The 12,977-nt window shown below is 57.6% G+C and carries 11 protein-coding genes; 10 read left to right on the top strand and 1 reads right to left on the bottom strand.

Translation table 11 applies throughout. The features are described from left to right. Positions 1-2: 2 nt before the first annotated feature. The 3 genes from PQR63_RS15950 (at position 3) to PQR63_RS15960 (ending at position 3,093) form a co-directional block, all read left to right on the top strand. Complete coding sequence (locus tag PQR63_RS15950) at positions 3-1,532, top strand: ATP-binding protein (RefSeq protein ID WP_408168979.1); 1,530 nt, start codon at positions 3-5, stop codon at positions 1,530-1,532. A gap of 116 nt (positions 1,533-1,648) precedes the next feature. Further along, positions 1,649-2,548, top strand: coding sequence for an alpha/beta hydrolase (locus PQR63_RS15955; protein ID WP_408168980.1), 900 nt, complete (start codon positions 1,649-1,651; stop codon positions 2,546-2,548). 23 nt (positions 2,549-2,571) lie between these two features. Next, positions 2,572-3,093: a DUF4118 domain-containing protein gene (locus PQR63_RS15960; RefSeq protein ID WP_408168981.1), complete on the top strand. Its 522-nt coding sequence runs from the start codon at positions 2,572-2,574 to the stop codon at positions 3,091-3,093. Positions 3,094-3,276: 183 nt separating this feature from the next. Here the strand turns inward: PQR63_RS15960 and PQR63_RS15965 are convergent, their stop codons facing one another. After that, positions 3,277-4,500 (bottom strand): IscS subfamily cysteine desulfurase, encoded by a 1,224-nt coding sequence (locus PQR63_RS15965; RefSeq protein WP_408168982.1) that lies wholly within the window; start codon positions 4,498-4,500, stop codon positions 3,277-3,279. A 310-nt stretch (positions 4,501-4,810) separates the two neighbouring features. Between PQR63_RS15965 and PQR63_RS15970 the strand changes: the two genes are divergently transcribed. From PQR63_RS15970 to PQR63_RS16000, 7 genes are all read left to right on the top strand, one after another. Continuing rightward, complete coding sequence (locus PQR63_RS15970) at positions 4,811-5,740, top strand: LysR family transcriptional regulator (protein WP_408168983.1); 930 nt, start codon at positions 4,811-4,813, stop codon at positions 5,738-5,740. A 131-nt stretch (positions 5,741-5,871) separates the two neighbouring features. Next, positions 5,872-7,374, top strand: coding sequence for an NAD(P)-binding domain-containing protein (locus PQR63_RS15975; RefSeq protein WP_408168984.1), 1,503 nt, complete (start codon positions 5,872-5,874; stop codon positions 7,372-7,374). Next, a complete protein-coding gene (locus PQR63_RS15980) occupies positions 7,371-8,345 on the top strand; it encodes an ABC transporter permease (RefSeq protein ID WP_408168985.1) in 975 nt (324 codons plus the stop codon). The genes PQR63_RS15975 and PQR63_RS15980 overlap by 4 nt, the downstream gene beginning before the upstream one ends. Before the next feature lie 29 nt (positions 8,346-8,374). After that, positions 8,375-9,310 (top strand): ABC transporter permease, encoded by a 936-nt coding sequence (locus tag PQR63_RS15985; RefSeq protein WP_408169101.1) that lies wholly within the window; start codon positions 8,375-8,377, stop codon positions 9,308-9,310. Continuing rightward, positions 9,307-10,323 carry an ABC transporter ATP-binding protein gene (locus PQR63_RS15990; protein WP_408168986.1) on the top strand — a complete coding sequence of 339 codons (1,017 nt, stop codon included), beginning with the start codon at positions 9,307-9,309 and terminating at the stop codon, positions 10,321-10,323. The genes PQR63_RS15985 and PQR63_RS15990 overlap by 4 nt, the downstream gene beginning before the upstream one ends. Further along, positions 10,316-11,320 (top strand): ABC transporter ATP-binding protein, encoded by a 1,005-nt coding sequence (locus tag PQR63_RS15995; protein ID WP_408168987.1) that lies wholly within the window; start codon positions 10,316-10,318, stop codon positions 11,318-11,320. The genes PQR63_RS15990 and PQR63_RS15995 overlap by 8 nt, the downstream gene beginning before the upstream one ends. Positions 11,321-11,386: 66 nt before the next feature. Next, positions 11,387-12,964 carry an ABC transporter substrate-binding protein gene (locus tag PQR63_RS16000; protein ID WP_408168988.1) on the top strand — a complete coding sequence of 526 codons (1,578 nt, stop codon included), beginning with the start codon at positions 11,387-11,389 and terminating at the stop codon, positions 12,962-12,964. Positions 12,965-12,977 lie beyond the last annotated feature (13 nt).

A 12,977-nucleotide genomic window follows, 5' to 3' on the forward strand; every position in this document is an offset into this window, starting at 1 on the left:
CGATGTCCGGTATTCCACCTCCCGTATTGCCGGCGCCGCCCAAGGCTTTGCGCCGACAGTACTTTCCTGCGGTGGCGCATGTGCTGGACTGGCTGTTGCCGAATTCCTTGCTGGGGCGGTTGTCGGTGGTGATGATCTTTGGCGTGCTGGTGACGCAACTGGCCGGCGGCCTGATCTGGGCGGCGCAATTGCGCACCAAGTCAGAAGCGGAAACCCGCATCGCCGCACAGCATCTGGCGCACAGCGCCTCGGGCGCGATCCGCTATTTCATGAGCCTGCCGTCCAATTACCGTCCCATCATGATCCAGCAATTGCGTGAAATGGGCGGTACGCGCTTCTTCGTCAACGCCAATACCGCGCTGGTGCCGATCCAGCCGATCACGCAGAATTCATTGGCGGATATTGCCGTCGAATCCGCTGAAGAAGCCTTGAAATCCGATTTGCCGTTTTTGCCGGAATTCCATCTGGCGTTTGCCTGGCCGGACAACTTGCCGGTATCCGATGACGGCTTGAAAATCGGCGATCTGCCCGACAGCTGGGTGCAGCACATCCTGTTGATCAAGCCGAACCCGGCGCCGGTGTTGGTGATCCAGACGCAGATCGAGTCCGGCAAATGGCTTTATTTGGCGGCATTGATGCCTAATCCCTATTTCCTCGACAGCAGCAATCCTCTATCGCTGGATCGTGTGGTCTTGCAAGGGCTGTCGCTGGCGGCGATTTTGCTGCTGACCATTCTGGTGGTGCGCTGGACCACACGTCCACTGGCGGCTTTGTCGGATGCGGCCGAAGCCTTCGGTAAGGGCGAGACCGTACCGGAACTGCCTGAAACCGGCAGCCGCGAATTCGTCAAAACTGCGCGTGCCTTCAGCGGCATGCGCGAGCGCATCAAGCGCTATCTGGAAGATCGCGAGCGACTGTTCGTTTCGATTTCACATGATCTGCGCACACCGATCACGCGCCTCAAGCTGCGCACGGAGTTGCTTGATGACGATGATATGCGCACTGAATTCCACGACGACCTGGATGAGCTGGACATGATGGTGAAGGGCGCATTGCAATCCGTCAAAGACAGCGACATCCACGAAAACCGTACCGAAGTCCGACTCGATGCGCTGGTGGCGCGGATGATTCGGGATGCCAGCATGGCAGGCCATGAAGTTGCTTTTGAACCCGCCGGCATCAGCGTCATGGCCAAACCGCTGGCCTTGAAGCGCGCCATCGGCAACCTGTTCGACAATGCGCTGTTTTATGGCGAGAAAGTGGAAATCGTGATCCGGCAGTCACAAGGAGTTGACGGCGATATGGTTGAGATCGAACTCCGCGACCATGGCCCCGGTGTACCGGAAGATGCGATGGGCAGTCTGTTTCAGCCCTATCTGAGACTGGAACACGGACGCAACCTGAATAGCGGCGGAATGGGCCTGGGGCTGGGCATTGCGCGCAATATCGTCCAGGCGCATGGCGGTGAATTGTTGTTACGTAATCATCCACAAGGCGGTCTCATCGCGACGATCATCCTCCCGGCGAAGTGAACGCTCCGTGTCGTTATTGAGAACCGCTATTGAGAACCTTTCGCAAATCCCTGTGAAGAAATGTCAATAGAGGTCTACAATGCTGGCTATTCGACATCATCGTAATTTTGTATCGCATGGACCAGAGCGCACGCACAGAACATCTGCAAGAGAGGCATCAGGAACGGCAGCGGGATCACGCCGTTATCTTGCTGCACGGACTGTGTGGCTCAAGCCTTGAGCTGGGAACCATTCCCAAAGCATTGAAGAAAGCCAACTGCACCGTGGTCGAGATGCAGATCCCCAATTATTCCGCTGCATTAACCGATCCCACCGTCACGCCGAACTGGATGGACTGGTGCGCCATGGTCGAAAGCAAGATCGTTAAGCTCAAGGAAGAGCACAAAACGGTGTCGCTGTGCGGTCTGAGCATGGGTGCCACGCTGGCGTTGGCAGTGGCCAGCTTCAGCCGGGAAATCCTGAGTGTCGTGCTGTTGTCGCCGGTTCTGAAATACGACGGCTGGTCGATTCCCTGGTATCACCGTTTGATGAACATCCCGTATACCTTGGGGTATCGCAACTGGACCTACAAAGAAAGCGATCCCTACGGGATCAAGAATTTTGAAATGCGTCGTCGCGTTGCCAACGCCCTCAAGAAAGACGGCGTGGCGGCAGTCGGTGCTGCAGCCATTCCGGCGCGGCATTTATGGGCGGCGCAAAAGCTGATGGCCTACGTGCGGCAGTCGTTGCCGCTGGTGCGCGCCAGCACCCTGGTGATTCATTCGATCGACGATGAAACCGCCGCACCGCGCAATGCCGAGATGATCATGGAAAACATCAAGTCGGAAGTCCGCAAGGTGATCTGGCTGGGTGATTGTTATCACATCATCACGGTAGATAACGAACGCGAGATCGTGACCAACGAAGCGGCGCAGTTCATCAAACGCAATATCGACATGCACAGCAACGATATTTCTCTCAAGTATCTTTTGCACAATTCTCCATTGAAGGACCGACGGTCGGCATCTGCACCATGACTATGATGAATAAGGAGCTTCTCATGGGCATCATCAAATTGAGAAATGCGAAGCGCTGGAAAGCGGTCAATCTCAATCCGACGCTGGTGTGCACCTTCGGCTTTCTGGTGGCGTTCGCGTTGCGCTATGTGTTGAGTCCGTTTGTCGATGAATCAATGTCGATGCTGTTTTTCGCGCTGAATTGTATTGTGATGAGTTATCTGTTCGGCTATGCGCAGTCGCTGATTTTGCTGATTATCAGTATTCCGACGGCACTATTTTTTTTCCGCAAGCCGTATTTCATGATGGATGGTTTGGGCCACAAGGATGTATTCCTGATCGTGGTCTACGGCACGATCGTGATGCTGGCGTCGGTCATTATCGAATGGCTGCAGCGTGAGCGCTATTCGGCCGTCCTGCAGCAGCGTGTGTCGGAAACACGCTATCAGATGCTGATCGAGTCAGATCAGGCGCGCCGGGCTGAATACGCCGAGCATTTTGCAGCCGTCAGCAAGCGCCAGAGCGAAGAAGCGGCTGCAACCAGCGCCGGCGTGGCACCTCAATAAATAATTCCTTGTTTCGCCGCATGCCGGTGGAGCAGGGCAGCGCGAGCCGCAATGGCTCGCTTCGCTGATAGTCACCCACTCATTTCCGGATCCAAACGCTCATCGCGAGTCAGGTACGACTTCGCGAAGTATTCGTGAGTCATCAGTGCTTCACTGAGTCGTCACCGCGTTGTCAATGCCGAGTCAATGCGCAGGCACAGTCTGATTTTGCAGCAATTGCTGCAAGGTCTTGATGGTGTAGTCGATTTCTGCTTCCGTCGTATAACGGCCCAGTGAAAAGCGGATGGCGCTGCGCGCCAGTGCGTCAGGGCGGCCGATTGCCGAGAGTACGTAAGACGGCGCCGCATTGGCAGAGTTACAGGCCGAACCGGCCGATACCGCGATATCCAGCAGCTGTCCTGCTACCGAGATTTCTCCACCCAGATCGAAACTCACGTTCAGGTTATGCGGAATACGCGCTTGTTCGCAGCCATTCATTACGACGCCCGGCAGGTCGCGCAGGCCGTGCCAGAGGCGATCGCGCAAGACACGGATGCGCGCGCTTTCTTCCGTCTGCAATTGTGCGGCCAAGGCAAATGCTTCGCCCATACCGACGATCTGATGCGTGGCCAGCGTTCCTGAACGCATACCGTTTTCATGCCCGCCGCCATCGATCTGTGCTTCCAGTTTCAGCGCCGGATTGTGGCGGACGTATAGGGCGCCGATGCCTTTGGGGCCATAAATCTTGTGCGCGCTGAATGACATCAGATCGACCTTCAGCGTCTGCAGATCGATGGTGATCTTGCCGGCAGCCTGCACCGCGTCAACGTGGAAAAGGATGCCGCGTTCCGCACAAATCTCGCCGAGTTCGGCGATTGGCTGGATGACGCCGATTTCGTTGTTCACCATCATGACCGAAGCCAGGATGGTGTCGGGGCGCAATGCCGCCTTGAATTGTTCGATGGTGATCAGACCATTGGGCTGAGGTTGCAGGAACGTCACGTCGAAACCTGCACGCTCAAGCGTGTGCATGGTGTCCAGGACAGCCTTGTGTTCCGTGGCGACCGTAATCAGGTGCTTGCCGCGACCGGCCTCCCGCAAGACATGTGCCGCGCCCTTGAGCGCCAGGTTGTTGGATTCTGTCGCGCCGGACGTCCACACGATCTCAACTGCCTTTGCGCCGACGAGTGCAGCGACCTGCTTGCGCGCCTTTTCCACCGCGGCTTTGGCTTCCCAGCCGAAAGAGTGGGAGCTGCTGGCCGGATTGCCGAATTTCTCCGTCAGGTAAGCGCACATCTTGACTGCAACCGCCGGGTCGACCGGGGTTGTGGCCGAATAATCCAGGTAAATGGGAAATTGCAGCGCGGCCTTGTCGCCGCTAGGGCTGGCGGAGCTGTCGGAGGTAATACAGGCGGAGGAAGCATTCATGGCAATGAATCCGTAATGAAGGTGTGCTTACAGGTGTGCTTAAGTTACGATGAAACGTATAGATGAAAAACGAATATAAAGTTATTTCAATATGCAATTTTCGATTTAAAGAGAGTGGTAACCCAGCTTTCCGTCAAAAATTTTAGCTAATTCGCATCTGCTTCCCGTTTGTTCGAGATACGCCCAAAAAGCTTTCATGCTTTGCACTCGCTGCTTATGCAGTTTTTTCGTATTAACTTATGCAAAATGATTATACTTAAATGGAATGAACATATGTCTATAATCCGAAAATCGTATAAACCATAATAATATGGACCTGAATCAACTGGAAGCTTTTTCGGCGGTGATGACTATCGGCAGCGTGACGGGAGCCGGGCGTAGTCTTGGCCGTTCGCAACCGGCTGTCAGCAAGGCGATTCAGGATCTGGAAGGTGAACTCGGCTATCCCTTGTTTGATCGTAACGGCCCGCGCGTGACGCCGACCGACAAGGCTTTCCTGTTATATGAAGAAGTTGAGCGCTCGCTGGTCGGGCTGCGCACTATCCGTGAGCGCGCCATCGAAATCGGTCGCGAAGAATTACAACCCATCCATCTGGTGGCAACTCCGGCCCTGGCATCGACCATTGCGCCGGCGGCACTCAAGCTGATTGAAAAGAACGGGTTGCCAGAGCATATCCATCTGCGCAGCGCCTCGGCGGAGCAAGTGGTGCATTCGGTGTTGCACCGCACGGTCAGCCTCGGTCTGACCAGCCTTCCGGTGGCGCATCGCGGCCTGGATCTGCACTGGATCGGCCAGGCACCTTGCGTGGCGGTGCTGCGCGCGGACAGTCCTTTGGCTAAAGCCGACGTGATAACGGTCGATGCCTTGCGCCATGAGCGCGTGATCACCATGTCCAACCGTTATCGCCTGCGTCAGCGCATCGACATGGCGCTCGGCCATGACAAGCCGCTGAACGTGGCAATCGAAACCAATACGTCTTTTAACGCCATCATGGCGGCGCATGCAGGCCTTGGCGTCGCGCTGGTGGAACCGATCACCGCGCTGGGGATGCCGATCGAAGGTCTGGCGGTGCGCCCGCTGGCAGAGAACATTCCCTTTTATTTCGGCGTCGTCACCCCCTTTGGCAAGCCGGTCGACAGTGTCACGCAAGCGTTGATCGGCGCTATTGAAATAGCGGCGAGAGATATCTTGCACGGCTTCGTCAAACGCGATGCCGGCGACCACGACGATTTGCTGTAACGAGATGACAACGAAATGCGGGACTGCATTTCTTAGTGCAAGTACATTGACCGAACAAACGAGCAACAGAATTAAACGGCAGGTAAGTACATGATTTTTTACATTCAGCCGACAGGGAAGGGGCGCTCATCGTGAGTGAAACTACAGAGGCCGCGAACGCCACAAACGCAGTTACCGGCACCGGAGCGAGTGGTCTGGCTGCGCTGGAAGCGCGCCTGCAACAAGACCTGGCGTGGCTGGAATTGCCCGCCAAATCATGGGTGCCGCCCAAGACCGTGAACGGTCAGCAGGTACTGGATGTCGCCGTTATCGGCGGCGGCCAGGCCGGGATGGCTGCTGCGGTGTCGCTGCTGCATCTGGGTATCAACGCTGTCATTTACGATCAGTCGCCGGCAGGTTTTGAGGGGCCCTGGGCAACCACTGCGCGGATGGAAACCCTGCGCTCGCCAAAGAAGCTGACCGGCCCGGCACTGGGCTTCGCAGCATTGACATTCCGTGCCTGGTTTGAAGCGCAATTTGGACTGGCCGCCTGGGAAGCACTGGATAAAATCCCGCGTCTGCAATGGATGGATTATCTGCGCTGGTACCGCAAGGTCATGGCGCTGGATATCCGCAATGATCATCGCATCGACGCCATCCTGCCGCGCGCCGACGGTGTCGTGGAGCTGCATATTGATGCCCCGGCGGGCAAGTCCGTAGTGTTGGCACGCCGCGTCGTGTTGGCCACCGGTCGTGACGGTCTTGGCGGCGCGTATCTGCCGCCTTTGGCCGAGAGCCTGCCGCGCGCGTTGTGGGCGCATTCTTCGGACGACATGGACTACAGCAAACTGGCCGGCAAGCGCATCGGCGTGATCGGTGCCGGCGCCTCGTCCATGGACAGCGCAGCAACCGCGCTGGAATCGGGCGCTGAACGCGTCGACCTGCTGATCCGTCGCAAGGAACTGCCGCGCATCAACAAAGGCAAGGGAGCAGGTAGCCCCGGTCTGACCAATGGTCACATCAATCTGCCGGATGAGTGGAAATGGCGCATCCGCCATTACATCAACGTGCAACAGACGCCGCCGCCAAGCGGCAGCGTGCAGCGCGTGTCGAAGTTTGCCAACGCGCGCTTCCTGTTCGGTGCGTCCATCGACAAGGTCGAGGTTGTCGGTGACAGCCTGCGCATCACCACGCCGCGCGGTCTGTTCGAGATCGATTTCCTGATTTTCTCGACGGGCTTTCGTATCGACTGGACTGTGCGTCCGGAATTTGCCGCCATTGCGCCGCATATCCGGAATTGGCGTTCGCGCTACATGCCACCGGTCGGTGACGAAGACATGGAGTTGTCCGATTCTCCCGATCTCGGCCCGGCATTCGAATTCCAGCAAAAGCATCCCGGCGACTTGCCGGGACTGGAGCGTGTGCATTGCTTCTGCTATCCGGCGGCATTGAGCCATGGCACGCTGTCTGGCGATATTCCTGCCATCAGCGATGGCGCGCAACGGCTGGCGCAAGGCATCGCGTCCTTGCTCTATGGCGAAGACGTCGATACGCATTACAAAAATATTCAAGCCTACGCCGAGCCGGAACTGATCGGCGACGAATGGACACCGTCCGAGCCGACCGAGCAAGAACGCCGGGGAGCCAGCCGATGAGCGGGGCGATTCTGCGCAGCGTCTTACAGGCGCTTGCGGTGCTGCTGCTGATGACGGTGATCGTCTTCTTCGGCCTGCACATGATCGGCAATCCAGTCGACATTCTGATCGGTCAGGACGTTGATCAGGTTGATCGTCTGCGCATCATCAAAGAACTCGGTCTGGATCAGCCGATCTGGCGGCAATATCTGGCCTTCCTCAATGGCGCGCTGCACGGCAACCTGGGCAACAGCTTCGTCTACAACGAGCCGGCCATCAAACTGATCTTCCAACGTCTTCCCGCCACACTGGAACTGGCTTTTGCAGCCTTGATCCTTGCTGTTCTGGTGGGTATTCCACTGGGCTTGCTGGCAGGTTTGTTTCCGGAAAATATCTTCTCGCGCATGATCATGACCGGTAGCATCCTTGGTTTTTCACTGCCGACATTCTGGATCGGCCTGATGCTGATCATGGCCTTCAGCGTGTCGCTGGGCTGGCTGCCTTCCGGCGGACGCGGCCAGACGGCGGGCTTGTTCGGGATACAGTGGTCGTGGCTGACGGTGGATGGTTTGCGCCATCTGATCTTGCCGGCGCTGAATTTGTCGCTGTTCAAGATTTCACTGGTGATTCGCCTCACGCGCGCCAATGTGCGTGAAGTACTGCCGATGGATTTCGTCAAGTTTGCGCGCGCCAAAGGCCTGGCGCCGCTACGCGTGGTAATGATGTACGTACTGCGCAATACGCTGATTCCGCTGGTAACGATTCTCGGTCTGGAGTTCGGCTCGACCATCGCCTTCGCTGTCGTGACGGAAAGCATCTTTGCCTGGCCCGGTGCCGGCAAGCTGATCCTCGATAGCATCAATGCGCTGGATCGTCCGGTGATTGTGGCGTACATGATGGTGATCGTGTGCCTGTTCGTGACACTGAACCTGATCGTCGACGTGTTGTATAAAGTACTGGATCCGCGCGTGCGGGTGGAGGTCAAGGCATGAGCGAGATTTCAGCTCCGAAAGCTACGCCGATGACGCAGGAGGAAGTCCGCGCCAAAGTGGCCGCCCTGTCGGCATTCCAGACGCCGCGCCGCGAGTCGCCATGGCGACGCGTGATGCGTGGTTTCCTGGCGTCGAAGACGGCCATGTTCGGTTTGGCGGTCGCTGTTTTGCTGATGATCGCCGCGCTGGCGGCACCTTGGCTGACGCCGCAAAATCCCTATGATCTGATGCAACTGGACGTGCTTGATGCGCGCTTGCATCCGGGCAGCGCTAACGGTCTTGGCACATTTACCTATTGGCTGGGCACGGACGGGCAGGGGCGCGATTTGTATTCCGCGATTCTCTATGGCCTGCGCATCAGCGTCGGTATCGGCGTCGGCTCTGCATTGCTGGCGGGTGTGATCGGGACGCTGATCGGTTTGCTCGCAGCGTATGCAGGTGGCAAGGTTGATGCGCTCCTGATGCGGTTCGCTGATCTGGTGCTGTCCTTCCCGTCGATTCTGGTATCGATGCTGATCCTCGCCTATCTGGGCAAGGGTATCTTCAACGTCATGGCGACGCTGGTGGTGCTGGAGTGGGCTTATTACGCCCGCACCGCCCGCGGTCAGGCGCTGGTCGAACGGCAGAAAGAATACGTTGAGGCTGCGCGTGGATTGGGCGTATCGGGCTGGCGCATCATGGTGCGGCATATTCTGCCGAACTGCCTGCCGCCTTTGATCGTCATCGGTACCTTGCAGATCGCGCGCGCCATCACGCTGGAGGCGACCTTGAGCTTTCTAGGCCTCGGCGTGCCGATCACGGAGCCGTCGTTGGGCCTGCTGATTTCCAACGGTTATCAATACATGCTGTCCGGCGAATACTGGATCAGTTTTTATCCCGGCATCGCCTTGCTGGTCGTAATCGTGGCGATCAATATGGTCGGCGATCGTCTGCGCGATGTCATGAATCCAAGGTGGCAGAAATGAGTGCATCCAACTCTGTGCCGACGCTTGAGGTACGTAATCTTCGTACGCACTTTTTTACTCCCGGCGGCGTTTTGCCGGCGGTCGACGATGTCTCATTGAAGCTGGAGCGCGGTCGCATTCTCGGCCTGGTGGGTGAATCAGGATCCGGTAAGACCGTGACCGGTTTTTCCATTCTCGGTTTGCTGGATGCCCCGGGACGTATTGTCGGTGGACAGATTCTGTTCAAGGGACAGGATCTGGTGACGCTGGACAAAAAGTCGCTGCGCAGTCTGCAGGGTAATCGCATCGCTATGATCTTCCAGGATCCGATGATGACCCTGAATCCGGTTCTGCGTGTCGAAGCGCAGATGATCGACGCCGTACTCGCGCACAGTAAGGTCAGCCGCGACCAGGCACGCCAACTGGCGCGCGATACCCTGGGCATGATGGGTATCGCCAGCCCGGATGAGCGATTGCAGGCTTATCCGCACCAATTGTCCGGCGGCATGCGTCAGCGCGTGGCCATCGCCATCGCCATGCTGCACAAGCCCGACCTGATCATCGCCGACGAACCGACCACAGCATTGGACGTGACGATCCAGGCGCAGATTCTGTCGGAAGTGCAAAAGCTGGCGCGCCAGCATGGCACTGCGCTGATCTGGATCACACACGATCTCTCGGTGGTGGCGGGGCTGGCGGACGATGTCGCCGTCATGTATTCCGGCCGTATCGTCGAGCAAGGCAAAGTGTCCGACGTGCTCGACCAGCCGCTGCATCCTTACACGCAAGGTCTGATCGGCAGCCTGCCGAGCAACAACCGCCGTGGCGAACGCCTGCGCCAGATCCCTGGCCTGACGCCGAATTTGCTGCACCTGCCGCCGACTTGCGCATTTGCCGCACGTTGCGAACGCGTCAGCGAACAATGCCTCACGCGTCCGGAAATCACGGAGCCGCTGAAGGCGCATTTCGCGCGCTGCTTCCATCCGGCGGTGCCGCTGGATGCTGCCAATACAGTGGAGCTACGCCATGGATAAAGTAATCCCTTTGGTGGAAGCGCACCAGGTCGGAAAACGTTTCGGAGAACGCAAGCCACGGCCGTTTGAATCACAACTGATCGCACGCGGCTGGATGCGTCCGGCTGCGGTCACGCAAGCACTCGACACGGTCGACCTGCACGTTATGCCCGGCGAGGTAGTCGGTCTGGTAGGGGAGTCCGGTTGCGGCAAGTCGACGCTGGGCCGCATCGTCAGTGGGCTGCTGTCGCCGTCGTCCGGGCAGGTGCTGGTTGATGGCGTTGATCGCAATCAACTCAGCGCACGCGAACAGCACGCCACGCGCCGCAAGGTGCAGATGATTTTTCAGAATCCCTACGCCAGCCTCAATCCGCGCCTGCGCGTCGATGAAATCGTCGGCGAAGCTGCGCTGATCCACGGCATGACCGACAAGGCCGGACTCGACGATTACGTCAGTGCGCAACTGCTGCGTGCCGGGCTTGATCCTGAACTGCGTGATCGCTATCCGCATCAGTTCAGCGGCGGCCAGCGTCAGCGTATCGGTATTGCGCGCGCGCTGGCGGTACAGCCTCAGATGCTGGTGGCAGACGAGGCAGTGGCGGCGTTGGATGTATCGATTCAGGCGCAAATCCTCAATCTGTTCAGCGACTTGCGTGAACAGCTTGGATTAACCTACCTGTTCATCAGTCACGATCTCGGCGTGGTCGAGCACGTCTCCGACCGCGTGGTCATCATGTATCTGGGCCGTATCGTCGAGAGCGCCGCCGTCGACGAGCTGTTTGCGCGACCGAATCACCCGTACACCCAGGCATTGCTGGCGGAAGTGCCGCGTTTGCAGTCACGCAACAAGTCGTTCACGGCAATCAAGGGCGAGATCCCGAGTCCTTTGAATCCACCGCAGGGCTGCCATTTCCATCCGCGCTGTCCGCATGCCATGCCGCGCTGCCGACAGGAGGCACCGGCGCTGAAAGAAGTCGCGCCGGGACACTTGAGCGCATGTCATTTGAACGATCAGTAAAGCATTGCAGCAAGCAACATCGATAACAAGCTTATTCCATATCCACCACTACCGAGGATGATGAACATGAAGAAAACCGTACTTTCCAGCCTGCTGGCCGTCGCGCTTCTGGGAACCGCAGCCGTCAATTCAGCCAGCGCACAAACGCTGAACATCGCATTCGCCGATCCGCTGTCCTCGCTCGATCCACAACTGAACAACCACGCCGGTGACCGCTCCGTCGACCTGCACTTTTGGGATTTGCTGGTCGAGAACAATTACAACAAGCTGCAACCAGGCCTGGCTGTCAGCTGGAAAAACATTGATCCGAAAACCTGGGAATTCAAGTTGCGTCCCAACGTCAAGTGGCAGGACGGCAAGCCGTTCACCGCAGATGACGTAATCTTCTCCTATCAACGCGCACGCGCCGTTCCGGGTAGCGTGGCGACTTTCGCCGGCTATCTGCGCACTGTGGAATCGGTGACCGCCAAAGATCCGCTGACCTTGATCATCAAGACCAATATTGCCAATCCAGACCTGCCGCTGAACCTGGCATCCGTGCATATCGTCAGCAAGCACGTTGGAGAGAAGTCGCAAACCGAGAACTACAACAGCGGCGCCGCCATGGTTGGCAGCGGCCCGTACAAGTATGTTTCCTATACGCCGGGCGACCGCGTCATCATGGAACGCAACAATGACTACTGGGGCCAGAAGCAAATCTGGGAAAAGGTTAATTACCGCTACATCAACAACGCCGCTGCACGTACCGCCGCGCTGCTGTCGGGTGACGTCGATGTGATCGACAAAGTATCGGTGTCGGATCTGGCCAAGTTGAAGCAATCGCCGAACGTCAAGGTGTTCCCATACAACGGCCTGCGCGTGTTGTTGCTGCAACCAAGTTTCCATGAGGGCCCGAGCCCGTACATTACCGACAACAACGGCAAGCAGCTGGACAAGAATCCATTGCTGGATGCCCGTGTGCGCAAAGCATTGTCGCTGGCGATCAATCGTAAGGCGCTGGTTGACCGCATCCTGCAAGGCGCAGCGACCGAAGCCAATCAATGGATGCCGGCTGATACCTTTGGCTACAATCCTGACATCAAGAACATCCCGAACGATGTGAACCAAGCCAAGAAGCTGCTGGCTGATGCCGGCTTCCCGCAAGGCTTCAAGCTGACCATCCACGTACCGAACGACCGCTATCCGCAAGCACCTGAGACCATGCAAGCCGTGGCGCAATTCTGGACTCGCATCGGTGTGAAGACACAAGTAGAAGTATTGCCATGGGCCTCGTACTCAGCACGTGCCAACAAGAATGAGTTTGCCGTCAGCGTGCTGGCATGGGGCAACGGCACCGGTGAAGCCAGCTATGCGCTGGTGAACGTGTTGGCGACTGTCGACGCCAAGAAGGGTCTGGGCGCTTCCAACTGGAATCATTACAGCAATCCGGCTATCGACAAGGCGCTGGCCGATTCGACTGCAGAATTCGATGCAGCCAAGCGTGAAGCGATCCTGCGCAATGCAGCCAAGATCGTCTCCGACGACGCCGGCGTCATTCCGCTGTATCACTATCAAAACATCTGGGCGGCAAAGAAAGGCTTGAAGGTCACACCGGCCAGCAGCGATCGCACCACCGCGATGATGGTGACGCAGGACAAGAAGTAATTTTTGCAATCGA

The organism is Herbaspirillum rhizosphaerae, from assembly GCF_046025915.1.
GTDB lineage: Bacteria > Pseudomonadota > Gammaproteobacteria > Burkholderiales > Burkholderiaceae_D > Herbaspirillum > Herbaspirillum rhizosphaerae_A.

Bases quoted from the DNA above. Each gene is read 5' to 3' on its own strand.
- PQR63_RS15950 (WP_408168979.1), top strand. From the start codon at position 3: ATGTCCGGTATTCCACCTCCCGTATTGCCGGCGCCGCCCAAGGCTTTG.
- PQR63_RS15955 (WP_408168980.1), top strand. From the start codon at position 1,649: ATGGACCAGAGCGCACGCACAGAACATCTGCAAGAGAGGCATCAGGAA.
- PQR63_RS15960 (WP_408168981.1), top strand. From the start codon at position 2,572: ATGGGCATCATCAAATTGAGAAATGCGAAGCGCTGGAAAGCGGTCAAT.
- PQR63_RS15965 (WP_408168982.1), bottom strand. From the start codon at position 4,500: ATGAATGCTTCCTCCGCCTGTATTACCTCCGACAGCTCCGCCAGCCCT.
- PQR63_RS15970 (WP_408168983.1), top strand. From the start codon at position 4,811: ATGGACCTGAATCAACTGGAAGCTTTTTCGGCGGTGATGACTATCGGC.
- PQR63_RS15980 (WP_408168985.1), top strand. From the start codon at position 7,371: ATGAGCGGGGCGATTCTGCGCAGCGTCTTACAGGCGCTTGCGGTGCTG.
- PQR63_RS15985 (WP_408169101.1), top strand. From the start codon at position 8,375: ATGACGCAGGAGGAAGTCCGCGCCAAAGTGGCCGCCCTGTCGGCATTC.
- PQR63_RS15990 (WP_408168986.1), top strand. From the start codon at position 9,307: ATGAGTGCATCCAACTCTGTGCCGACGCTTGAGGTACGTAATCTTCGT.
- PQR63_RS15995 (WP_408168987.1), top strand. From the start codon at position 10,316: ATGGATAAAGTAATCCCTTTGGTGGAAGCGCACCAGGTCGGAAAACGT.
- PQR63_RS16000 (WP_408168988.1), top strand. From the start codon at position 11,387: ATGAAGAAAACCGTACTTTCCAGCCTGCTGGCCGTCGCGCTTCTGGGA.